Here is a 24,201-nt window from a genome sequence, read left to right on the forward strand (position 1 = left end):
TTAAAAACTAAAAATAAGTAAAGCTAATCGCCTAGGGACCATGAAAGTTCTATATTGGAACTTGCTGGTGAAACCCTAACATAACCTTGCATCTCTTGGTGGAGTGCCGAACAGAAATCGGTACAGTAAAACGGCCATACCCCAACTTGCTTAGGCTCCCAAATTATTGTCTTGGTCTGCCCGGGCATAACCAACAATTCTGAGGTATTTGCTCCTATCACAGCAAAACCGTGTGGTACATCAAAATCCTGCTCTTGATTCGTTATATGAAAATAAACCTTATCACCTACCTTGACACCTTCAATGTTATCGGGGGTAAAATGGCTTCGGATCGTAGACATATAAATATGAACATCCTTACCTTCACGGACCACTTTGGCATCAGCTGCACCTAAAGTAGCGTACGGGTGTTTGTTATCTGCGAGTTTATAAAACTTTTTCGATTTAGGAGCCAACAGTTCAGCTGGGATACCTGCCGCATAATGTGGTTCACCATGAGTGGGAAAATCATAAATAAGCTCCATTTTACCCCCTGATATATCATATAATTGGGCAGAATGCTCCAATTCTGGACCAGTAGGCAAATACCGGTCCTTGGTAATCTTGTTCATAGCTACCACGTATTTACCAAATGGTTTTCTGGAGTTACCACCGGGAATCATCAAGTGTCCAACGGAATAGTAGGTAGGTTTTCTATCGATAACTTCCCATGTGCCTAGTTTCCACATAACCACCTCCGATGAAATAAAGAAGGTAGTATAGGCATTACCCTCACCGTCAAACTCTGTATGTAATGGTCCAAGACCACCGCTTTTTACGGTTCCCGCTAGGACGTCCTCAAATTTTAGGATAGGAATACCATAGGCCTCTCCATCAAATTTCTTACCCTCAATGGCTGCTATCATCTTATCAAAAGAGTGTACCGTTAAATCAGCGGACAATTTTCCATTTCCAATAATATATTCTCCAGAAGGATCAACATCACAACCATGAGGTGATTTTGGGGTTGGTAAGAAAAACACTGCTCCCGGGATTTTAGTTGGGTCAACTGTTAAAACTTCCTTTACCATGGTAGAAGTGGCCGTGTGTGTTTCATCACTGTACACATTATGCGCATAATTTGCTGGCATTTTTGTTCCACCACCATTGTTTACATACTCCTCAATTTTTTTCCAGTTGATAGCTGCAATAAAATCCTTATCATTTTGAGAGGCATTAACTTCCAATAAGGTATTGGCCTCCTCAGTGTTGTAGGTAGTAAAGAAGAACCATCCGTGAGATTTCCCCCTACCTGGATGTGAAAGGTCATAATTGAAACCTGGCATCAGTATTTGAAACTTAATATCCATTCGACCATCTTCTGGATCTACACTAATAAAAGAAAGTGCTCCCTTAAAATTACCCTTGTAATCCTTAATGGGCATATCGGCCTGTGGAACAGGTACCGAAAAACGGGTTCCTGCAACAACATACTCCGTATTTTCCGTAATGAAGGAAGAACTGTGGTTACCTGCACTGTTGGGAACCTCTATAATCTCGGCGGTCTCAAAAGTTTGAAGGTCAATTCTTGCTATACGAGGTGTATTGTTACCGTTTATAAAAATCCATCTTCCATCCAATTCGCCATTGGTTTGGCTAATGTCCGGGTGGTGTGAATCATCCCATGGAACAAAACCGAAGGAGGTATTCAACATAGGTTTGGTCTCTTCGGAATAACCGTAGCCAGAGGTGGGAAATTGTGAGAATACCGGAATTTCCTTGAACATTCTTCCAGATGGTAAACCGTAAACTGTTAGATTGCCACTATATCCTCCAGACATAAAAGCGTAAAATTCATCATGTTCCCCGGGAGCCACATACACTTTTTCTGCATTACTCGAGTTTAATGCTCCGGAAGAACCTTTACCTTGGTTACCATTACCGCAACTCGTCAATAATGCGGCAAAGCCCAAGAGTCCCAAAACTAAATAAGTATTTCTTTTCATTGTTTATAATTTAATTGATAATTGAGTTTTATAATTATTCCGAAGGAGGCAACATTACCTTATCTACAACATGTACAATTCCATTGCCCGCAGGGATACTGGCAATAATTTTTGCACCACCAACAAAAACATCCTCACCCTTTACTTCAACGGTAGTGTTCTGATCATTGGCCTGTCCCAATTTTTTAAACTTCATTAAAAAATCCTTGCTGTAATTACCTGCAGTAACATGAAACTTTAAAATATTTGCCAAAGCATCTTTGTTCTCCGGTTTTAACAGATCTTCCACAGTGCCTGCCGGTAGAGCGGCAAAAGCCTCATTGGTTGGAGCAAACACCATTAAGGGTCCTGCATTCACCAATGCGTTTTCCAATTGCGCAGCCTGTACCGCTGCCACCAATGTGGTATGGTCTGGAGATCCAATGGCTATTTGCAATACATTGGGGGTAGAGCCATCATCAGCAATAAAGGCTTGACCCTGCTTTTCCGTTGCTTCCGTACCAACATTGTTGGAATTTGGAGTCGTAGCCGTCTTTGATTCATTTTTACAACTGAACGTAAGGACCAGAATAAAAAATGACATCATCAGTAATTTTATGTAATTAGTTGATATCATAGTAGTATATATTTAAAATTATAAGGTTCTAAAGTATTCCAATACTGCTCTTGCCTGTTCTTCTGTTAGACTTTGATTGGCCATTGGCGCGCCGTTAAATTCGGCCAATAAAGCTTTTGCCAATGGATCTTCCTTAACCATAACCTCAGGATTCAAAATCATGTTCATGACCCATTCTGGACTACGTCTTTCCAAAACACCATTTGGGGCCGGTCCAATGAACTTCTTACCAATCCTATGGCAAGCCAAACACATTTGACCGTATATTTCTTCTCCTTTTTTAGCCATTTCCTGATCAATATCAGCCGCCAAGGTTACCGAGGTAATTGGCCCCACTCCCTTATTGGTTAAATCCACGGTCTCTGATGCAGATGTTGTTGCTGCCGCCGGAGTTGTGGCAGGCTGCTCGGTTGTAGTTTTTGCCCTATCTACACTAAAGCCTTCTTTTTTCTTTTCTTCCTTACCTCCACAGCTCATCATCAAAACTGAAAAAAGAACTGCGCTACTTTTTAAAATTATTTTCATTTGCTTGTCATTTAATTGTTATAGGTCACTTGTTTATTAATTATTCGTAATATTCTCATCGGTTTCATTAAAATGGTCTATTCACTAATTGTTTATCGGTTTTATGAATTTATTTGGACAAAATTAGGTCGCCATTGAAACAAAAAACATGATATAAATCATATTAAGGATAAAAATGTCCTTTTTTTAATATTATAGCGGTTCTGAAAAATACCCAGTGGCACTTTCCTTTGGAAATAACCCTTAAATGAAAATCAAGATATTGATTATCAATACACTACTTATCACATTCTATAAATCCATTAATTTCCGGATGACCGGAAATGGCCCCGACGCATTTGTCATTTAAATCTTTTACATATCTTAGTGAAAGCACAAAACTGGAATCATTGGTGCTATTGCGCCTAATAATATTTAGGACTATTTCAAATAACTTTCAGCCTTAAAATTGAAAGAGAAGCATGGGATACGTTAGATTTCCATTATTGCTAAATGGTTTATAAGCGATTTACCTTTAGATGGACCTTAATAATCCTTGGAAATTTTTTAGCTAATTGATCCTGGCACTTGTTATCCAGTAGGATAATTCTGTGCCGGGTTATGAAACTGTAATATATGACCCACTACAATATCATTGTTGATAAAGAAAATTTCAAGATTGGTCCTAAGGATATTGAATCCATGGACATGATTGCCACGGGCTCTCTGAAATATCATTCCTTAATGAACAACCAATCCTTTGTCATACAAATCTTGGATGCCGATTTTGCCAACAAAACAATGACTATAGAGGTAAATGGCAATAGTTATGAAATGTACCTAGAGGACGAATACGATCAGATGGTTAATAAAATGGGGTTATTAACTGCCAAGACCCATAAAATAAATAGTATTAAGGCCCCTATGCCCGGGCTTATTATAGATATTATGGCCACTATTGGCCAAGAGGTATTAACGGGCACCCCACTGATCGTGCTTTCTGCCATGAAAATGGAAAATATAATCAACTCTACTGGGGAAGGTGTTGTAAAGAATATTAAAGTCAAGGTTAATGATGCGGTTGACAAAGGACAGATTATAATTGAAATGGAATAAGCTTAGCATAAAGATGAAAAAAATATTGGTAGCCAACCGAGGAGAAATAGCTTTACGCATCATGCGGACGGCACAAAAGATGGGTATAAAAACTGTTGCTGTTTATTCGGATGCTGATAGGGAGTCTCCCCATGTACGCTTTGCAGACGAAGCGGTTCATTTAGGAAATTCACCCTCCTCAGAATCTTATTTGGATATGGATAAAATAGTGAATGCAGCCCTCCATACCAAGGCTGAGGCTATTCACCCAGGCTATGGATTTTTAAGTGAGAATGCCGCTTTTGCCCAACTTGTAACCAAAAACGGCATCAGTTTTATAGGTCCAAAACCACATGCCATTGAAGTTATGGGCGATAAATTAGCGGCCAAGGAGGCCGTAAAAGGTTATAATATCCCAATGGTACCTGGAATAGAGGAGGCCATTACCGATATTGTCTTGGCCAAGAAAATTTCCCAAAAGATCGGCTTTCCCGTTTTAATAAAAGCCTCCGCCGGGGGTGGAGGTAAAGGCATGAGGGTAGTCCGTCACCTTTCCGAACTAGCGGAGCAAATGGAGCGTGCCATCAGCGAGGCCAAGGCAGCTTTTGGAAATGGTTCTGTTTTTTTGGAAAAATACATTGAATCTCCCAGACATATAGAGATCCAAGTACTGGCCGATACCCATGGCAATATATTACACCTATTTGAGCGGGAATGTAGTATCCAAAGAAGACATCAAAAGGTTGTGGAAGAGGCTCCATCCGCCATTTTGACCCCCGAAATAAGAACAGCCATGGGCGAAGCCGCCGTAAAAGTAGCCAAGGCCTGTGATTATGTAGGTGCGGGAACCGTGGAATTCCTATTGGACCGGGAAAACAATTTTTATTTTCTTGAGATGAACACTCGTTTACAGGTGGAGCATCCGGTAACGGAATTGATTACCGGTATTGATCTTGTGGAGCAACAAATAAAAATTGCAAGAAATGAAAAACTGGCCTTTACACAGGAAGATTTAAGTATAAAGGGCCATGCCCTGGAAGTAAGGGTCTATGCGGAGGATCCCATGAACAATTTTTTACCCAGCATAGGCACTTTGGAAATCTATAAGCGTCCCAGTGGCGAAGGTATAAGATTGGATGACGGTTTTGAAGAAGGGATGGCCATACCCATGTACTATGACCCCATGCTGGCCAAATTAATTACCTACGGCAAAGATCGTGAGGAAGCCATTCAGTTAATGATCCGTGCCATATCGAAATTTAAGATCAAAGGAATTTCCACTACCCTACCCTTTGGAAAGTTTGTTTGTGAACATGAAGCCTTTACTTCCGGGAATTTCGACACTCATTTTGTTAAGAACTACTTTACTCCGGAATTATTAAACGAGCAATATGGGCAGGAGCGTAAAATTGCAGCCTTGGTTGGTTTAAAGCTTTTCTTGGAGCACAAGGAAAAACTCAAGCTCCCCGATTATAAAATCTCCAATTGGTCATTAAAAAGATCCAAGAAATAAACACCACATGGACCATAAACTTTAAATGGTAAAAAGCAATACTTAATGAAGGACAATATAAAATCACTCGAAGATAAAATTGCCAAGGCAAAATTGGGTGGCGGCCAAAAACGTATAGAGGCCCAACATGCCAAGGGCAAGCTAACTGCCCGTGAGCGTATTCATTTTTTACTGGATGAGGGTTCGTTTGAGGAGTTGGGTGCTTTGGTTACCCATAGAACCAAGGATTTTGGAATGGGCAAGCAAATATTTTATGGCGATGGGGTAGTCACCGGCTATGGAACCATTAATGGTAGACAGGTTTGTGTTTTCGCCCAGGATTTTACCGTATTCGGAGGTTCGCTTTCCGAAACCCATGCCGAAAAGATTTGCAAAGTAATGGATATGGCCATGAAAATAGGAGTCCCCATAATTGGATTGAACGATAGCGGTGGCGCAAGAATACAGGAAGGCGTGCGATCATTAGGGGGCTATGCCGATATCTTTCACAGGAATGTAATGGCTTCGGGTGTTATCCCTCAAATATCTGCCATAATGGGCCCCTGTGCAGGAGGAGCGGTCTACTCGCCGGCCATGACCGACTTTACACTTATGGTGGAAAATTCAAGCTATATGTTCGTCACCGGACCCAATGTCGTGAAAACGGTCACCAATGAAGAGGTTAGTTCAGAAGAATTGGGCGGGGCCATGACCCATGCCACCAAATCCGGGGTTACCCATTTTACAGCGGAAAACGACTTGGAATGTATTGCACAAATAAAGGAACTCATTGGGTTTTTACCTCAGAATTGTGAGGAAATGGCCAAACCACTGGCCTATTCATTAAATACGGAAATCCGGGAAAAGTTGGAAACCATTATCCCCGAAAACGCCAATCAGCCGTATGATATGCGACATATCATAACTGAAATCATTGATGACTCCCCATTCTTTGAAGTCCATAAACATTATGCAGAAAATATAGTCGTGGGATTTGCAAGATTGGCGGGAAGAAGTATTGGGGTCGTAGCCAATCAGCCCATGAGCTTGGCTGGAGTTTTAGATGTGAACAGCTCCAAAAAAGCTGCCAGATTTACCCGTTTTTGTGATTGTTTCAATATTCCACTTTTGGTATTGGTAGATGTTCCCGGATTCCTTCCGGGTACGGATCAGGAATGGAATGGTATCATTACCAATGGTGCCAAGTTGCTCTATGCCCTGAGTGAGGCCACAGTTCCCAAGGTCACTGTTATTACTCGAAAAGCCTACGGTGGTGCATATGACGTTATGAATTCCAAACATATTGGGGCCGATCTCAACTATGCATGGCCTGGGGCCGAAATTGCAGTAATGGGCGCCAAAGGAGCCAGTGAGATCATCTTTAGAAAAGAGATCACTTTGGCAGATGACCCAGAAGCTGTACTAAAAGAAAAAGAGGAGGAATACGCCAATAAATTTGCCAATCCCTATTCCGCGGCGGAAAGAGGATTTATAGATGAAGTTATTTTTCCACGAAACACCCGTAGGAAATTAATAAGGGCCTTTGCCCTCTTAGAGAATAAAGTAGTGAATTTGCCCAAAAAGAAACATGGAAACATACCTTTGTAATTTCGCTTAAAACTTAAAGTAATTTTGAATCAATAATTTCGCATGGGCAACTTAGAAGAACTTATACAATTACTTACCCTGGAACGTATCAACGACAATACCTTTGTGGGACAAAACTATCAGGCTCCTTGGGGCCGTGTTTTTGGGGGTCAGGTATTGGGACAGTCATTGCATGCCGCCTACCAAACAGTATCCAACGATAAGATGGCCCACTCCATGCACGGGTATTTTATTTTGGGGGGCGACCTTAGCCTTCCCATTACCTATGAAGTAGATCGTCTAAGGGACGGACGTAGTTTTACCACACGTAGAGTGGTAGCCAAGCAAAACGGCAAGGCCATCTTTAACATGGCCGCATCTTTTCAGGTCAAGGAAGATGGGGTGGAGCATCAGATTACCATGCCCAATTTAATTACCCCAAAAAAGTTAATGAACAGCTTGGAACAAATTGAGGAAATGGAAAAAACAGATCCAGATTCCTATAATCTTATAAAACTTACCCATCCCAAGGTATTTGAATTTAAACCTGTAGAACGCCTTACCTCCCTGCTTGCTAAAAATGGCCCGCCATTTAACCACATGTGGATGCGCTCCACTGAAAAGGTAAAAGCCGATTTGCCACTACAACAGCAACTATTGGTCTATGCCTCCGATTACAACATTCTTACGACTGCTTCCCTACCCCATCGGGAAGAACTTAGAAAAGGGAAGACTTTTTATGCCAGTATAGACCATGCCATTTGGTTCCACCGCAATTTTAAAATAGATGAATGGCTTTTGTATACTATGGACAGTCCCAGTGCTGGTAATTCCAGAGGGTTCTCCAGGGGGAGTATTTTTGACAGAAATGGTGTTCTTGTAGCCTCTGTGGCACAGGAAGGATTGATGCGCAACACACAGTCAGATTAATGGCATTGGCAATAGATATAATTACATCAATTTTGGTACTATTTATGTTAGACCGATCCCTACAAGAATATTTCTGCATATGTCAAAGCTCCTTCTTGCGCAATGGAACGGGATTTAGGCCAATCTTTCCTAGATTAATTATTTACGGGCCATAATAGACCAACTACCCTATGCTAAACTTCCATTAACATCCTTGAAGTACTTTTACGTTCATGAATCCACCTGCGGTTTATCCTTGGTAAATAACCGTTTACCCGAACAAAATTTTTCCACTCGTTATTTAACCAGTTTTTATCCCTTTTAACCACTAAATTTTCATTTAGGGCAAGGCTAGCCGAATTTTGCCCTATAACATTAAATAAAAAGTATGAAAACATTATTACTCGTTAAAGAAATTTATTCCGAAGGATTTAAAAACCTAGGTAACATCATTGTCAAGAATTATTTCAAAGCCTTCCTGTGGTTCAGTATAGCTATGTTTGTCGTGGTATTGTACGCTTTCATTTTTAGATTGTCCACTGGATTTATTTGGGATTAAAAAATAAGAAACCCATTAGTATGAAAGGTATGCAGTATTTAAGGGAATTATTGCTAGGAAAAAGTGGAGGAATTGAAGTTCCAATAACACTAAAGTTGTTGTTGATATTGGTGTTTCTTTGCTTTTTCCTAGCCTTGTTCTCAATCTTACTATATACTTTCGAATAGAATATTTTTGTTGCAGAACCTTTGGTTTTGCATGCTTTCAACTTTATACTATTTTTTTTGTTATGTTAGTTCCCCCAGCTAGACAACATAACCAGAACAGGTTTTTTTGATGTTGCTCTTAGGACAAGCTTAGCTTTAAAATAAATTATGGATATTATCCAAAATAATGGAAATATTCCATAATTTAGCATACCTTTTTTGGGTGTGCGATGGAAAAAACAATACTTCATTTGGATTTGGATACTTTTTTTGTATCCGTAGAGCGACTTCAAGACAGTAAATTGGAGCATAGGCCCATACTCGTCGGTGGCGTTAGCGACAGAGGGGTGGTGGCAGCATGCAGCTACGAGACCAGAGGTTTTGGAGTGCATTCCGGCATGCCTATGAAAATGGCCAAGGAACTTTGTCCAGAAGCCATCATCATAAAAGGGAATGCGGGAAACTATAGCAAGCATTCCGATATCGTAACCGATATTATTAAAGAACACGTACCCCTATTTGAAAAATCCAGTATCGATGAATTTTACGCCGATCTTACCGGAATGGACCGATTTTATGGTTGCCACCAATATTCCACCGAGCTACGCCATAAAATTATTAAGGAAACCGGACTTCCCATTTCCTTTGGCTTATCAGCGAATAAGGTAGTATCCAAAGTGGCCACCAATGAAGCCAAGCCCAACAATGAATTAAGGATAGACATAGGGCACGAGAAACCGTTTTTAGCGCCTTTATCCATTAAAAAAATACCTATGGTGGGCGACAAAACCTATCAGACCCTCCGAAATTTGGGCTTGCGACAAATAAAAACCATTCAAGAAATGCCCATGGATATGATGCAACGGGTGTTGGGCGCCAACGGGGGCGTAATTTGGAAACGGGCCAACGGCATAGACAATACCCCTGTTATTCCTTTTTCCGAACGTAAATCCATTTCCACCGAACGTACTTTTGACAAGGACACCATAGATGTCATTAAACTGCGGGGAATCCTTATTGCCATGACCGAGAATCTGGCCTATCAGTTGCGGAGGGGAAAAAAACTAACCGCCTGTATTGCTGTAAAAATTCGCTATTCGGATTTTAACACCTATTCCAAACAACTAAAGATTCCTTACACCAGTGCGGACCATATCCTAATTCCCAAGATTTTGGACCTCTTCAATACGCTTTACAACAAAAGACTGTTGATTCGGCTGATCGGTATTCGCTTCAGTCATTTAGTACAGGGCCATTACCAGATCAATCTATTTGATGATACCGAGGAAATATTAAATCTCTACAACGCCCTGGACAAGATCAGGGAACGCTATGGGGATAAAAGTGTTATAAGGGCCTCCGGTATGGGAGCCAAAACCATTGGCAGAATGCAGAACCCGTTCAACGGACAACCACCGATAGTATTGGCACACCGGAAACAGTGATACTGTATTAAAAGTTCAAGGTTCAAGGTTCAAAGTGTACGGCTGTACGTCCCTAATACAGGGGAGGTGCTTTTTTTTTAACGTCATTGCGAGCCTGTCTACCGAAAAGGAGGCGCAGCGCGGCAATCTGTTAATTGCAGTGGCGCCAGTACACAGTTGTGGGTAATCAGTATTAAGAATTGAGTAGTTGGCATCCAGTATTCAAAGATCCTTAACTTTGAACTTTCCAACTTTGAACATTCAACTTAGGTCTACGGTATATTCAAATACTTATGCGTTTGAAGCGACACTTTCCACTTGGGGTTTTGCATAACATAATCTACGATCCAAGGGGTGACCTTATCCCTTACACTCCATTCCGGCTGCAGGTACAAAATACAATCCTTATTGGTCTTGGCCGCCTGTTCTTCGGCAAAAATAAAGTCGTGCTTATTGTACACTATCATCTTTAATTCATGTGCCTTGTCATAGATAATGCCTTCTGGCAACTTATTCTTTTTTGGGGAGAGACAGATCCAATCCCAGGTTCCTGAAAGTGGATAGGCTCCTGAAGTTTCTATATGCGTCTTTAGGTTTTTGGCCTTTAGGGCATCTGTTAGAGGCCCCATATCCCAGGTGAGGGGTTCTCCCCCGGTAATAACAATGGTGTCCGAATATTTGGCCGCATTGGCAACAATATGGTCTATGCCCGTTGGGGGATGGGTCTCCGCATTCCAGCTCTCCTTGACATCGCACCAATGGCAACCTACGTCGCAACCGCCTACACGAATAAAATAAGCAGCGGTTCCTTTGTGGAAGCCTTCGCCCTGAATAGTGTAAAATTCTTCCATTAACGGAAGCATTAGGCCCTGGTCAACCAAAGCTAAAACATCTTCTTTTACCATGGCGCAAAGATAGAAAATACCCCGCTCTAGTACTACTAATTAAGAAAAAGATATTACCCTAGCCCATAACCCTACCTCATTTAAAAATATTGTAAATTAAACCTTAATAAATACCCTTAGGGTTTACATATAATATGCCTTTGAAAACGGTTAATAAAAAGAAATACAGCAACTAATTATTATGCACTTATTATGCACATACCTTAGCTGCAGGCTGAAAAACGAAAAATCAGAAATGAACAAAGGAAATGGAAAGTTTAATTTTTGGCAAAAATGGTTGACTTATGCAAATCTCATGACAATTGCCGTTGGACTATTGGTTGCATTTGCCGGAAACTCCTTTTTCTTTGAAATACACAATAATTACACAAAAGATGTTTTTTTAAATGGAAATGAATTTGACCAAAACATTTTAGAATTAAAAAATTGGCTGTTCGGAATTATAGGAGGAACAATTGTTGGTTTTCACATCCTAATGGTAATGATTTCAGAAAATTCATTTAAGAAAAAAGAAAAGTGGGCATATAAAACAATGTGGTACGGACTTTTAACTTGGTTCATAATTGATAGTGGAATTTCCATTTATTATGGGGCAATTCATAATGTTATTATAATAAATTTAGTTGCTTTGGTATTGATCGGAATTCCATTAATAATGACAAAAAATGAATTTAAAAATTAAACCGACAGCTTAGCAGATAACACTACGCATCACGTTCATTGCCAGCAAAAGCCGGCTATACCGCATACACGAGACCATTGTGCGTTATTAAAAAGATAAATTTTCAAAACAGAATAAATTCAAAATGAAAAAGTCGATCCTACCAGTTCTGGTGATGTTTGTTTTCTTTACGTGTCAAGAGAAAGATGTTGCGATGAAATCCACTAGGGAAGATGCTTCCCAAGTTGTGAAAAAGGAAGTGCTAAAATTCTCTGACATATTAGGTGACACACTTCGATATAAAGTAGGTGAACCTGTCTTTGATATTGTAATATCATCGGATACAACTTTATACTGGAAAAGTTTAAACCCCAAATTTGGCACAGAAGCCCACGAAAAAATAGTTGTAATTCCCATAAGTGAACATGAAAATATGGTTTCATATGTTGAAAATGAAGGTGGAGGACCAGGAGTACGCTGGTATAATAATTTTGAAAGAGGAATTACTACAGTAACCGTTTTTGTCGGAAAAGGAATGATGACGTTTTCTGGTACAGTAAAGAGGAAACATAAGAAAAATTAAAAAGAAAACAACACAACAATATGTATAGTGGATTGCACACTTCAGGATGCTACGACACCATATGGAACGTTAGTTGTAAGTAGAACAGGCGATATGAAAAACTTGAATCATTATGTAGCGATTTATAAAGCGCAACTTGACAAAGGTGACATATTAATTGCCTATAATCAATTAGTGAAATTTGTAATGAAGCTTAGAGTAGACCTTATCAAAAGTCTGTCTAAACAATATTCATTTACAGGTATTCTTCACGGATATATGGACTACACCTATTTTTACTATTCCAATGACTTTTTAAAAAAGAAAAAGCTAAAATTAGGATTAATATTGAATCACTCGGAAATGAGATTTGAGATTTGGCTTTTGGGAAATACCATGCCAATTCAAAAGAAATATTGGGAATTGTTGAAAACGACAAAGTGGAATGAGGACAAAACGGAAATGCCTAAATATTCAATTTTAGTAGCCGTAATCGAAAATAGACCAGACTTTGACAACCTATCTTTGTTGTCAGAAAAGATTGAAAAGAAATTAGTTGAACAATCGGACGAAATAATTAGTGAAATAAAAAAGTTGATTTGATATAAAACCTACACTTAAAAATGGCTGTAATTCACACGGGTTTTGGTTCTTAATCGAAAGATAACAGCTTTTAATTCCCGTACTAAAGGTAACCTTAACCTACCTGATCGGACGACAGGATAATTAGGTGTTTTCTAAGGTCATCGTTGGAGGAATTGGCGCAAGGCAAAAAGATGGAAAAAAATTTAATAGGGTAATCAACAAGGAGTTATGGCAAAAACAAAAACGACTTACACCGTAGAAAGCGTAATAGATTTTATAAATTCATTCGTTGACAGCGAATAGAAAAAGGCTGACTGTTTTCGATTGATGGAATTGATGAAGAAATTGACCAAGTCTAAACCCAAAATGTGGGGACCAACTATTATAGGATTCGGCAATTATCATTACAAATATGCCAGCGGACACGAAGGTGATGCACCAGTTCTTGGATTTTCCCCGAGAATAGCGGCGTTCAGGCTCTATGTTTATTCAGATCCGGAAAAAAGTAAATTATTGTTGGCTGACCTCGGTAAATTCAAAATGGGCAAAGCCTGCATATATGTGAAAAACTTTCTTACATCAATATTAAGATTTTACAAGAACTCAGTATAGAATCAATTAAATACATTAACGAACATCACTAAAATTCTTGCTAAAACAATTAAAGAAAGACAGTAAGACTACAGATAACCTATAATTAATAGCGATATGAATTATAAAGAAAAAATCGGAACAAAAGAGAATCCATTGGTGCTTAAAACTCCTCCTTTATCATCTGAATACACAATTCACGTGGAAGAAAAGGATGGAAAGGAAATTTTAGTATGTACCGTTAATACAACCGTACTTCATTACGACATTAGATGTATTGATGACTTATATAAGATGCTCAAAGAACGTGGCGATTGGATGGAGCTTGCCAGTAAGGATGAAAAGGTCGAGACCAAACCGGATACAGTCGAACATTGGGGTAGATCTTCAGACAATCCAATCGGTGATTGGTATGGGCTAAAAAAAGGATTCAAGGGTCGATTCGGAATGTATATTCCACCTTTAATGGAAGCACTTGGACTTGCCGAAGTAACCCACGAAAAACGTGGAAACCAAATGAAAGCAAAATAAGCAAAGTAGGCAACACTGTATTTGAAATCCGAACACGCTTCGTAATTCCGCTCTTCATGTACCAACCCTCAGACTGCGTAAGGGTACTTTAAAGGGACATCCTTTACAAAGTTAAAGGTACATAGTTGTACTATTTTAGGTAATAATTAGATATCTGGGAATAATATTTAATTTTAACTGAAATGTACTTTGATTTAGGTTTTATTGATAATGATTCTTATAGATACTTAAGTAATTAAACTTACCATGCAAGAAACTGAGTGTTATGAAAAAAGAATTTAAGGAAGAACAAAAATTCACCCAATGGTGGTTGTGGGTACCTTTGATAGGTATTGGATTCATACCAATTTATGGAATTTACAAACAGTTATTCCTCAAAGAGCAATTTGGAACCAAACCAATGTCCGATTTAGGCCTTATTATATTTCTAATAATTGTTTTCTCGCTTATTTTATTGTTCGCGTGCATGCGTCTTAAAACAGTGATTGACAATGAAAATCTTCGGATGTCCTTCTTTCCTTTTATTAAAAAAAATGTAATATGGGATGATATTAAAAATGCTAAAATTGTTGATTATGGCTTTGTTGGAGGCTGGGGAATAAGACTTGGAACCAAATATGGCACTATATATAATATAAGTGGAAGTAAAGGGCTTGCCATAGAATTGAAAAATGGGAAAAAGTTTTTAATTGGCACCTAAAAAGAGAAAGAACTGATTAACATAATTAATGAAATAATGCCAAAAGGTAACAAAAGCTAAATTTCATGAGCAGTGATGAGTTTTTGGAACCATAGGCACAATATATAAATACCGGTAAGCGAATAGATTGGATAAAAATAGTATGAGAAAACTAATTGCGGCTATCAACATGACACTTGACGGGTTTTGCGACCATACTGCTGGACTACCCGATGAGGAAATACATCAACATTATACAGAGCTATTAGGTCAGGGAGATGCAATTCTATATGGCAGGACTACGTATCAACTTATGGAATTTTGGCGCACATTTTTAAAAAACCCTTCCGAAGAAAAATCAATGAACGACTTTGCCAAGGCCATAGACAAAATTCCGAAAATAGTTTTTTCACGCACGATAAAAAATGTAGAATGGGAAAGTGCAACAATAGCAAAACGTGCCTTAAAAGAGGAAGTTTCAGAACTCAAGCAGCTATCAGGTAAAGATATTTTTGTTGGTAGTCGCAGTTTAATTATACAGTTGATAAAACTTGATTTGATAGATGAATTCCAACTTTGCATTTATCCTGTGGTTGCAGGAAACGGTTTGCCATTATTTGAAAACATAAGCGACAGGATTATTTTTAAACTCGTTAATAAAAAAACCTTTAGTAATGGAGCTATTATTCTGTATTATCAACTGAAAAAGGAATGATAAAGAAAAACAACCAACCGCAACAATGATTAAAAGTAACCAGCCCTATAGAGTCGTTCTAGCGGGTTGCGTCTTCTGGACTACTTTGGAAAATCCTCCACGCTAAAAAGAATGGTGGATTTTCCTCTGGTACCTTTTCTTTTCTACATTAGACTATGCCAGGGCAATTAACCATACACAAAGCCCTTAGCATTTGTTAAATCTGATTCATGATTTATTAATGATAAATCAATACTTTGAATTATGAGAAAAATATTCGTTTCTACGATTGTAATTTTAACCATTTCAATAACCGCCTTTTCCCAATCTACCAACTATGAGGTATATGCTTTAAAATATGCAAATGTTGGAGTAACATTGCCACTATCCGTTTTGGTTTTGGACGCTCCGGAATCCGAAACAATTGATGCTGTTTTTATGTTTTGGCTACTTAAGGGAACAAACGGGAAAAACATATTGGTCGATGCCGGTTTCTTAAATGACATTGAACAGTCAAAAGCTTATAGTGTAACCAATTACATACGCCCAGATTTAATGCTGCCAAGAATAGGCTTAAATGCAGAGGACATAACTGATATTATCTTGACCCATCCCCATTGGGACCATATGGATGGTGTAGACCTATTTCCCAATGCAAATGTTTGGATTCAAAAAACGGATTACAATTACTTCGTTGGAGATGCGTGGCAAAAAGATGGCTGGGGAGACTTTAATAAAAGGGACGTACTCAAACTTGTGGAACTAAATCTGTCTGGCAAATTAATGTTAATAGATGGTGATGATAAAGAAATACTTCCTAATATAAAAGTATATACAGGTTCTCGACATACGTTCAATTCGCAATTCATCCTGGTTGACAATGGGGTAAATAAAATAATACTTGCATCAGATAATGTTTATACTTACTACAATCTAAATCACCTTATGTCGGCTCCTAAAACTGAAACTTTTGATACAAATGCATATGTTAAATCGATGGAAAGAATGAAAACTTTAGTTTCAGACATTAAATTTATTATACCGGGACACGATGCCTTATTATTTTTAAATTTCCCCAGTATAGCAGATGATATTTATAAAATAGATTGAGCCAGTCCTAGAAAAAACAACAAATATCTGAGTTAAAATACAAGCCTTTTTAAGCTAATATCCCTACATTTTTCCCATTATATTGCCAATCCGACTTGTCTTTTTGCCGGAAACATACGGGAATCTTCAGTCTTTATTTGCCTTTAGTTTTTGGGCTACGGTATCATAGTATTCCTGGGTTAGCTTCTCGGTCCAAACTGTTGGTTCCTTACCATAAATAGCTATATATGAAACCGAACTGTCTGCAGATGAAGTATGCCAATGTTCTGTGTCTTTCCCGCAATTGACAACATCACCCTTTTTTATGATAATTGGCTCTTTACCCCTTTCCTGATAGTACCCTTTGCCCTCAACAACAATGATGATCTGAGTTGTAGCGTGTTTGTGCCAATCCAATGTTGAGTTAGGACTAAAAGTTGCCTGTGTGATGTTCTGATCGAAATCTTCATCTGCTTCCAATAAAAAGTTTAACCAGGCATCACCACTATGATGGGTATTAGGTACTTTAACTCCTTCACTCAAATATGAATTTAGGTTATATTCAGCGCTTTGAGCATTTATAAAAAAGGGTATTAGAATAACTAAAATTATTACTAGATTTTTCATCCTTATGTTTCGAATTAATAAAAAGGTGTACGATTGCAAGATAAAAATTATACTTCAGTATTTGAGATGAGCTCGCATTTTTATGTTCCTGTTACTTTTGTAGATTGGGAAAATAATCCAATAGTTTCATTAAGTTGGTTGAATGCTCCTGAATGAAAGCTACAAATGGGCTTAGAGGAAACACCTATTTGTGGAAAACAATGGAATGTATTCCCTAAATGAAATTTAAAAAGGTGGAGAAGATAATCCTCGGTGATATGACGAAGGAACTATGAAAACTACCAGTTGGCAACATAGTTAAAATAGCCAACCCGACATTAAGCCAAATTCAACATTTGACTGGAATTCTGGGGGACAAAAACGCACTCCACTTAACACAATATTGAGCCATACGATAAACTTGACTGGACAGGAAAAACATATGGCTTGTTTGCCATTTACAACTGGACGCCGAACGATTTAGTTGAGAAAATTTTGAAAAAAGTATGAGAAAATGGCTTAACTTGTAAAAGCCGGAATATAAAAAGAACATAAGGTTGTGTTTAACAATTAGGAATAGCAATGACACTAGAGGATTTAGGATACAATAGTGAAATGGAAGTATATCGAAAAGAGCATAGTCTTGACTCTTTCGGGATAGGAAGAGTTATTTCCGAGCACAAAGACCGATATACTGTTAAAACCGATCATGGCGAATTTGACGCTGAGCTTATTGGGAATTTAAGATTTACGGCAACCAATAGGAATGACTTACCGGCTGTTGGGGATTGGGTATCTATATCAGAATACGACGAAAACAAAGCGCTCATTTATGCGGTATTTCCCAGGAAATCAAGCGTAGAAAGAAAGGCTGTCGGCACATTGGGCCAAACTCAAATAATAGCCACAAATATTGATTTTGGATTGATCATTCAATCTGTAAACCGAGATTTTAACATCAATCGTTTGGAGCGCTATCTGACTATTTGCAACGCCTCTAAAATAAAACCCATTATTGTTTTAAGTAAAATGGATTTAGTTGAGAAACAGGTATTGGATGAATTAATGGTTCAAATTAAGGAGCGGATTAAAAACGTTCCCTTATTTGCGATAAGTAATCAATCCAAAGCCGGAATTGATATTTTGAAATCCAAATTGACCAAGGGTTGCACCTATTGCCTCTTAGGCTCCTCAGGAGTTGGAAAATCTACACTTATCAATACTTTGACTGGAGCCCGTTTGATGGAAACCGGAAAAATAAGCCAGCGTATCGACAGAGGAAAACATGTTACCAGCCATAGGTCTTTAATAGTTCTGGAAAATGGAATCTTAATAGATAATCCTGGAATGAGAGAAGTGGGGATTACAAATATTTCTGCTGGGCTTGAAATAACCTTTGATGAAATATTGAATCTTGCTCAAAATTGCAAATTCAATAATTGTACCCATACAAGTGAAAGCGGATGTGCAGTATTGGAGGCAATCGAACATGAAGAATTGGATGCCAATGCATATATAAATTTCATGAAAATGGAAAAGGAAAGGATGCATTTTGAATTAAACGCTAAAGAGCGGAAAAAGAAGGATAAGGACTTCGGGAAAATGATCAAGAGTGTACAAAAGCAAAGAAAAAATAATAAATACTAAGTGCAACATTACAGTATCCAAGCAGTTGACGCCTATCTGCCGGCTACTGATCTAACAAAAGCCGTTCTATCATATTAAAAAAAACAATGAAGCATTTTATAATTCTACCTATTTTGTTTTTTACAACAACTTTAATTGCACAGTCTTTTTCAGGGGGTATTCAGTATGGAAAGTCATCACTTAACTATAAGATAAGACTGGTAGAAATGGAAGGGAAAACAGAAGCTTATTTTTCCAGTTTGGCAATGAATGCCTATGAAATTCCTTGTCAAAAAACAACCTTCAAAAAAGACTCTCTTAAGTTTTATGTAGTTAGTGATCATTATACATATGAATACAATTACCTTAAAACCAATAACAATCTCAAAGGAAATTTAATGGTTTATTCCAATGAAAACGAGCAATTATTGAACACATTTGAAACCTACCTGGTTCCAGAAACTAAAACAGAACGAGACGTTATTAAAATTCAGAATTTGAGCTTTACTAGCAATGGACTTGAATTATACGGAACATTATGGGAACCCAAAAATTCTATACATAAGGGTTTGTTTTTAGTAACATCCTCTCAAGGAAATGACCGAAGTGGCACAAATGCGGAAGCGTCCTTTTATGCGGATTTAGGTTATACCATTTTTAATTACGATAAGCGAGGTACAGGCAAGTCTTCTGGCGAATGGCAATCTGCAACCATAGAAGAACTATGTTCCGATGACATGAATGCATTGGAATTTTTTTCCAAAATTTCCACCTTGTCGCTATCTAATATTGGCATAAAAGGGAGCAGTCAAGGTGGCATAAAAATCCCATTTATCTTATCCAAAATGCCCGAATTATGTTTTGGAATTTCAATTAGCTGCCCTGATGGCACCCTCTTGGAAAGTGATTTAAACCATTGGAAAAATATAAATTTCAATAATATCGGAAAAGATAATATTGAACTCGCCTTGAAAGTTCAAAAAATGGGGTACAATTATCTGGCGGGGAATATTTCATACGAATTATTGATGCAGGAATCATCCAAAAACAGCACAGAAGATTGGCTAAAATATGTCTGGATACCCGAACGTGATGTGCCAAAAGATTACAAGTTAAATTTTAGCGGACTTCCTTATTTCAAAATAATAAAACAACCTATTTTGGTTATTCAAGGGTTATCGGATGAAGTTGTACCGCCCGAAAGTTATAAAACTATAGAAAAAGCAATCAAAAAATCTAAATCCCCCAATTCTAAAGTTATCACGCTTGCCGATACTGATCATTCAATGACCTATTTGAATAAAGAATTTCCATATTTTCAAATATTAAATCCTGCCTATTTAAATACAGTTACAGATTGGTTAAATAAAATTTTGAAAGAAGAAGAATAGGGTAGATTAATGTGTGAAAATAATAAACCAATGAGCCTTTGGGATTTATAAAAACAAACATTATACTTGTCACCAACACATTGAGGTCTGTAATTTTCAAGATTTGACTGCTCCGATGAATGCCATATAGGCCCAACTTTACAATGGTTCATCTCAAAAATATTTTATAGAAAAAGATGGGAATTAAATCGGTTGAGGTTGAATTAAACTTATAGATCGCCCAACCTTGAAAATAAATTCGATTAAAAGGGATACTCCCATAAAGTTGAACATCCCATTGGACATGCGTAATTGCTATTCCCAGCCAGCTTACAAAAACCCTCCCGCATTAAAATGCGGGGCCAAACAGTTTTTCCCTTCGGTTTGTATTTGCTACATTAGGTAATCAATACACCACAAACCATATATGAACACTATGGTAATAATTATACGATTTATGAAGACAACTTTTACAGTAATAATTTTCTTTAGCTTGTTTCACAACCCCTGTCTAGGCCAAATCCCAAAGCCAGAATACGGTCCAGTTTTTTACGATGCAGGAGCAACATACAAGCTTGAAAATGTGGATTTTGTTCCAGATTCCACAGCAGTCCTAAAGGCCGTCTTTGATATTGACTTTATGGCCAAAGACTCCTTGTCTTCGAATTCCCTGATCTCCAGCCTTCATAGATATCTGAACGTGCATGTTAAAAGTGGCATAAAGGAATCCAACATTTCACTTGCGTTTGTCCTGCACGGAGCTTCCACAAAGGACGCTTTGACGAATGAGGCTTACAGGAGAAAATATGGAATCGACAATCCTAATACCAATTTAATCAAAACCTTATCAGCACATGGGGTAAACATGTTTATCTGTGGACAATCTGCCGCATATAACGGAATTTCAAAATCCGAGATTCTGCCCGAAATTAAATTGGCTTTGTCCGCAATGACGGTATTAACAATTTATCAATCGGAAGGATATTCACTTATAAAGTTTTAGTTTATTGTTTTTTTGAAAAATTAAGTATAATCATTCAACAGATCACGTTCAACAACAAAACCTAAACTGCCTTGAAACTCCGTTTGGCCAAAACGTTGGCATAAAATAAAAACACTATCAATACCACCGAAATACATACCGTTCCCGATATACCTTCGCCTATTCGTCTACAGGAATATGGGGTAGGTATTTTCATTGCAGCTTTTACCAAATCAGCTCTAAAAAAAGCACTAAAGAAAAAGTTCATTACTGTTAATAATGTTATTGCCACTACGGCTACCTTAATAAAGGGAGGTGAGTGCATAAGGATATCCATTCCAAAAGAAGTAAGCCCGAACAAGAAACTGGTCTTTCTACTAAAAGTTTTATTTGAAGATGATCATTTGGCCGTGATCCATAAACCCGCTGGTATTTTGGTCAGCGGCAATAGCTTTAAAACCATTGCCAATGCCTTGTCCCAAAACATTGAACGAAGTAGTCTTCCAGATGCTACAAAACCTCAGCCCGTCCATAGATTGGATTATGCAACCACAGGTATTTTATTGGTAGGAAAAACGAGTAGTAGTATTCGTGCTTTAAATAAAATGTTTGAAGACAAAAAGATAGAGAAAACCTATTGCGCAGTTACTATTGGTGAAATGAACAATGAAGGAAAGATCACCACAGAAATTGACGGTAAGAAATCACAATCGAATTATGAATTGTTCAAATCTGTTGCTTCAAAAAGATTCGGCAAACTCAACTTGGTACAATTGAAACCTCAAACAGGCAGAAGGCACCAATTGCGCAAACATATGTCCAGTATTAACAATCCCATTCTAGGAGATGCGGCATATGGAATTGAAAATTTAATTTTAAGCGGTAAGGGATTGTATTTACATGCCTATTCGTTAAATTTCAGACATCCATTTACAAATAAACAAATCTATTTAAAAGACGAATTTCCCCAAAGGTTCCATAAAATCTTTATTTCCAAAAAAGGAGAAACTTCCGCTAACAACACTTTCAGTATTAAGGAGTTTGGTTTTTAATCCTAGGTTTATCTATCTTTATAATATCCGTTAAAATGAATACAGGTACAAAGAGTATTGACAACTATTTAGACAACCATTACATCCACCGAAGTAATTGGTTAAGAGCAGCTGTTTTAGGAGCCAATGACGGAATTTTATCAACGGCGAGTCTTGCAATAGGCGTTGCCGCTGCAAGTGATGTCAGGGACCCAATTGTATTGGCTACTCTAGCAGGTTTAGTAGCAGGCGCACTATCCATGGCCGCTGGCGAATATGTTTCTGTAAGTTCTCAGACAGATGTAGAAAAAGCAGATATTGAAAGAGAGAAAATAGAATTAATAGAAACACCTGAGATTGAATTGCAACTCCTAGCCGAGATTTATGAAAAAAGAGGGTTGAAAAAAGAAACCGCTATAACAGTTGCAAAAGAACTAACTGCACACGATGCTCTTGGAGCACATATGAGAGATGAATTGGGATTGAATGAAATTAGTAAAGCTAAACCATTACAGGCCGCTTTGGCTTCTGGAACAGCTTTCACCGTTGGGGGAATCTTACCTCTAATTGTCACCCTCTTCTTGCCGTTAAAAAGCATGGAGTATTCACTTTACGGTTTTGCACTTTTTTTTCTAATCATTTTAGGAGCATTAGCAGCTAAAACAGGGGGGTCAAGCATTATTAGAGCTATTATCCGAATTTCATTCTGGGGAACAGTGGCAATGGGTTTGACTGCTATGGTCGGGTATTTTTTTAATGTAAATATTGGTTAAATCAAATACAGAAAATAATAAAAATAGTCTCTAAAACCACTGCTTATATGTCCCCGACAGTTGGTGTGACTAAATAAAAATTGTAAAAATGAGCAATAAACAGGATTGGCCAGTTTTAAATTTTGCAGAAATGCAAGACACTATTGAAACACTTCACCAATGGATTCAAATCGTTGGCAAAATACGTCTAAAGACTATGCCGTGGCAAAATCATTCCTGGCACACCACCCTTTACATTACACCAACAGGATATTCTACCAATGGAATTACATTCCAAGGGCGGATATTCCAAATAGATTTTAATTTTAAAACTCATAAGCTGCTTATTCAATGTTCCAATACTGAAACTTTGACCATGGACCTAAAACCAAGAACTGTTGCCAATTTTTATAAGGAACTTTTGGAAAAGTTATCCAGTATTGGCATAGAGGTGAATATTCATTCCAGGCCAAATGAAATGGATCCTGCGATTCCATTCTCTAAGAATAAAATCAACAAATCATACGATCCGGAGGTTGCTAATGCACTTTGGAGAGCCATGATAAAAGCCAATGCAATTTTTAGTGAATTCAGAAGCAATTTTATTGGTAAGGCCAGTCCAGTACAATTGTTTTGGGGCGCATTTGACCTGGCAGTTACCCGATTTTCGGGGAACCCCGCTCCGCTTCATCAAGGTGGCATGCCCAATATGCCTTTGGATGTAATGCAGGAGGCCTACTCACAGGAGGTGTGCAGTGCCGGATTTTGGCCGGGCTCCAAAGATTTTCCCATCCCTGTTTTTTATGCCTATGCATACCCAAGCGATGCGAATTTTGGAAAACAAAAGGTCTTGCCCAAAGAAGCTTACTATAGCCCCGAAATGGGCGAGTTTTTCTTGAAATATGAAGATGTACAAAACTCAGAAAATCCGGAAGCAACATTACATGATTTTTTACAAACAACCTACATAGCGGCAGCCAACACTTCTGAATGGGATAGGGATAAATTGGAAAAGAAATAAGAATACCCATAATGGTTCTCGACTGCAAGCTAAATCCCAATCGGAATTTTACGAATTTGGCGGAGCCAAGGGTGCCAAACTTAAATCTAAAATATCGTGGGATTTAGAAATTTAAATGGTGTGAAAAAGGCCATTTGCCAACAATTTGTACAAATAATTGCTCAATTTTGGGCTTAACCAAGGGTAGTTGCAAGTGTAT

The 24,201-nt window shown here is 38.1% G+C and carries 25 protein-coding genes; 19 read left to right on the plus strand and 6 right to left on the minus strand.

What is annotated here, in order from left to right; genetic code table 11:
* Positions 1 to 23: 23 nt before the first annotated feature.
* Genes nosZ through CWD91_RS08830 form a run of 3 tightly spaced genes read right to left on the minus strand, consistent with a single transcriptional unit; the run spans position 24 to position 3,126 of the window.
* Positions 24 to 1,985, minus strand: coding sequence for a Sec-dependent nitrous-oxide reductase (nosZ, locus tag CWD91_RS08820; protein WP_103440626.1), 1,962 nt, complete (start codon positions 1,983 to 1,985; stop codon positions 24 to 26).
* Positions 1,986 to 2,019: 34 nt separating this feature from the next.
* Entirely contained in the window at positions 2,020 to 2,601 is a 582-nt protein-coding gene (locus CWD91_RS08825; RefSeq protein WP_103440627.1) for a fasciclin domain-containing protein, read from the minus strand.
* Positions 2,602 to 2,619: 18 nt separating this feature from the next.
* A complete protein-coding gene (locus CWD91_RS08830; RefSeq protein ID WP_103440628.1) occupies positions 2,620 to 3,126 on the minus strand; it encodes a c-type cytochrome in 507 nt (168 codons plus the stop codon).
* Positions 3,127 to 3,741: 615 nt separating this feature from the next.
* On the opposite strand from CWD91_RS08830, the gene CWD91_RS08835 reads away from it, so the two are divergent.
* The 6 genes from CWD91_RS08835 to dinB all read left to right on the plus strand — a co-directional run bounded on the left by CWD91_RS08835 (position 3,742) and on the right by dinB (position 10,338).
* On the plus strand, positions 3,742 to 4,221 hold the full coding sequence (locus CWD91_RS08835) for an acetyl-CoA carboxylase biotin carboxyl carrier protein subunit (RefSeq protein WP_103440629.1): 480 nt from the start codon (positions 3,742 to 3,744) through the stop codon (positions 4,219 to 4,221).
* Between the two features lie 13 nt (positions 4,222 to 4,234).
* Positions 4,235 to 5,713 (plus strand): acetyl-CoA carboxylase biotin carboxylase subunit, encoded by a 1,479-nt coding sequence (gene accC, locus CWD91_RS08840; protein WP_103440630.1) that lies wholly within the window; start codon positions 4,235 to 4,237, stop codon positions 5,711 to 5,713.
* A gap of 45 nt (positions 5,714 to 5,758) precedes the next feature.
* The gene (locus CWD91_RS08845) at positions 5,759 to 7,300 is read left to right on the plus strand and encodes an acyl-CoA carboxylase subunit beta (RefSeq protein ID WP_103440631.1); all 1,542 of its coding nucleotides are present in this window, start codon (positions 5,759 to 5,761) and stop codon (positions 7,298 to 7,300) included.
* Positions 7,301 to 7,342: 42 nt separating this feature from the next.
* The gene (locus CWD91_RS08850) at positions 7,343 to 8,209 is read left to right on the plus strand and encodes an acyl-CoA thioesterase (protein WP_103440632.1); all 867 of its coding nucleotides are present in this window, start codon (positions 7,343 to 7,345) and stop codon (positions 8,207 to 8,209) included.
* Between the two features lie 367 nt (positions 8,210 to 8,576).
* A complete protein-coding gene (locus CWD91_RS22780; RefSeq protein ID WP_192877650.1) occupies positions 8,577 to 8,747 on the plus strand; it encodes a DUF6747 family protein in 171 nt (56 codons plus the stop codon).
* Positions 8,748 to 9,123: 376 nt separating this feature from the next.
* Complete coding sequence (gene dinB, locus CWD91_RS08860) at positions 9,124 to 10,338, plus strand: DNA polymerase IV (RefSeq protein WP_103440634.1); 1,215 nt, start codon at positions 9,124 to 9,126, stop codon at positions 10,336 to 10,338.
* A 251-nt stretch (positions 10,339 to 10,589) separates the two neighbouring features.
* Here dinB and CWD91_RS08865 read toward each other — a convergent pair whose 3' ends face one another.
* Entirely contained in the window at positions 10,590 to 11,222 is a 633-nt protein-coding gene (locus CWD91_RS08865; RefSeq protein ID WP_103440635.1) for a 7-carboxy-7-deazaguanine synthase QueE, read from the minus strand.
* Between the two features lie 235 nt (positions 11,223 to 11,457).
* Here CWD91_RS08865 and CWD91_RS08870 point away from each other — a divergent pair, with 235 nt between their 5' ends.
* The 7 genes from CWD91_RS08870 (at position 11,458) to CWD91_RS08905 (ending at position 16,635) form a co-directional block, all read left to right on the plus strand.
* On the plus strand, positions 11,458 to 11,904 hold the full coding sequence (locus tag CWD91_RS08870) for a hypothetical protein (protein ID WP_103440636.1): 447 nt from the start codon (positions 11,458 to 11,460) through the stop codon (positions 11,902 to 11,904).
* 124 nt (positions 11,905 to 12,028) lie between these two features.
* The gene (locus CWD91_RS08875) at positions 12,029 to 12,466 is read left to right on the plus strand and encodes a hypothetical protein (protein ID WP_103440637.1); all 438 of its coding nucleotides are present in this window, start codon (positions 12,029 to 12,031) and stop codon (positions 12,464 to 12,466) included.
* A gap of 93 nt (positions 12,467 to 12,559) precedes the next feature.
* A complete protein-coding gene (locus CWD91_RS08880; RefSeq protein WP_103440638.1) occupies positions 12,560 to 13,048 on the plus strand; it encodes a DUF7000 family protein in 489 nt (162 codons plus the stop codon).
* A gap of 690 nt (positions 13,049 to 13,738) precedes the next feature.
* The gene (locus CWD91_RS08890; protein WP_103440639.1) at positions 13,739 to 14,152 is read left to right on the plus strand and encodes a DUF6855 family protein; all 414 of its coding nucleotides are present in this window, start codon (positions 13,739 to 13,741) and stop codon (positions 14,150 to 14,152) included.
* Between the two features lie 265 nt (positions 14,153 to 14,417).
* On the plus strand, positions 14,418 to 14,852 hold the full coding sequence (locus CWD91_RS08895) for a hypothetical protein (protein ID WP_103440640.1): 435 nt from the start codon (positions 14,418 to 14,420) through the stop codon (positions 14,850 to 14,852).
* Between the two features lie 142 nt (positions 14,853 to 14,994).
* Positions 14,995 to 15,546, plus strand: a complete 552-nt coding sequence (locus CWD91_RS08900) for a dihydrofolate reductase family protein (RefSeq protein WP_103440641.1) — start codon at positions 14,995 to 14,997, stop codon at positions 15,544 to 15,546.
* 243 nt (positions 15,547 to 15,789) lie between these two features.
* The gene (locus CWD91_RS08905) at positions 15,790 to 16,635 is read left to right on the plus strand and encodes an N-acyl homoserine lactonase family protein (protein WP_103440642.1); all 846 of its coding nucleotides are present in this window, start codon (positions 15,790 to 15,792) and stop codon (positions 16,633 to 16,635) included.
* A 126-nt stretch (positions 16,636 to 16,761) separates the two neighbouring features.
* On the opposite strand, the gene CWD91_RS08910 is transcribed toward CWD91_RS08905, so the two are convergent.
* Positions 16,762 to 17,241 (minus strand): cupin domain-containing protein, encoded by a 480-nt coding sequence (locus CWD91_RS08910; RefSeq protein ID WP_103440643.1) that lies wholly within the window; start codon positions 17,239 to 17,241, stop codon positions 16,762 to 16,764.
* A 561-nt stretch (positions 17,242 to 17,802) separates the two neighbouring features.
* On the opposite strand from CWD91_RS08910, the gene rsgA reads away from it, so the two are divergent.
* The 3 genes from rsgA (at position 17,803) to CWD91_RS08925 (ending at position 21,219) form a co-directional block, all read left to right on the plus strand.
* Positions 17,803 to 18,867, plus strand: a complete 1,065-nt coding sequence (gene rsgA / locus CWD91_RS08915; protein ID WP_103440644.1) for a ribosome small subunit-dependent GTPase A — start codon at positions 17,803 to 17,805, stop codon at positions 18,865 to 18,867.
* An 86-nt stretch (positions 18,868 to 18,953) separates the two neighbouring features.
* Positions 18,954 to 20,237 carry an alpha/beta hydrolase family protein gene (locus CWD91_RS08920; RefSeq protein WP_103440645.1) on the plus strand — a complete coding sequence of 428 codons (1,284 nt, stop codon included), beginning with the start codon at positions 18,954 to 18,956 and terminating at the stop codon, positions 20,235 to 20,237.
* A gap of 436 nt (positions 20,238 to 20,673) precedes the next feature.
* On the plus strand, positions 20,674 to 21,219 hold the full coding sequence (locus tag CWD91_RS08925; RefSeq protein ID WP_157943752.1) for a DsrE family protein: 546 nt from the start codon (positions 20,674 to 20,676) through the stop codon (positions 21,217 to 21,219).
* 61 nt (positions 21,220 to 21,280) lie between these two features.
* On the opposite strand, the gene CWD91_RS23130 is transcribed toward CWD91_RS08925, so the two are convergent.
* Positions 21,281 to 21,535 carry a hypothetical protein gene (locus CWD91_RS23130; RefSeq protein WP_317045608.1) on the minus strand — a complete coding sequence of 85 codons (255 nt, stop codon included), beginning with the start codon at positions 21,533 to 21,535 and terminating at the stop codon, positions 21,281 to 21,283.
* A 73-nt stretch (positions 21,536 to 21,608) separates the two neighbouring features.
* On the opposite strand from CWD91_RS23130, the gene CWD91_RS08930 reads away from it, so the two are divergent.
* The 3 genes from CWD91_RS08930 (at position 21,609) to CWD91_RS08940 (ending at position 24,002) form a co-directional block, all read left to right on the plus strand.
* The gene (locus CWD91_RS08930; protein ID WP_317045609.1) at positions 21,609 to 22,250 is read left to right on the plus strand and encodes an RluA family pseudouridine synthase; all 642 of its coding nucleotides are present in this window, start codon (positions 21,609 to 21,611) and stop codon (positions 22,248 to 22,250) included.
* A gap of 35 nt (positions 22,251 to 22,285) precedes the next feature.
* Positions 22,286 to 23,002: a VIT1/CCC1 transporter family protein gene (locus CWD91_RS08935; RefSeq protein ID WP_103440648.1), complete on the plus strand. Its 717-nt coding sequence runs from the start codon at positions 22,286 to 22,288 to the stop codon at positions 23,000 to 23,002.
* Positions 23,003 to 23,090: 88 nt separating this feature from the next.
* The gene (locus CWD91_RS08940) at positions 23,091 to 24,002 is read left to right on the plus strand and encodes a DUF5996 family protein (protein WP_103440649.1); all 912 of its coding nucleotides are present in this window, start codon (positions 23,091 to 23,093) and stop codon (positions 24,000 to 24,002) included.
* Positions 24,003 to 24,201 lie beyond the last annotated feature (199 nt).

This window comes from Arenibacter hampyeongensis (genome assembly GCF_002909255.1).
Taxonomy (GTDB): domain Bacteria; phylum Bacteroidota; class Bacteroidia; order Flavobacteriales; family Flavobacteriaceae; genus Arenibacter; species Arenibacter hampyeongensis.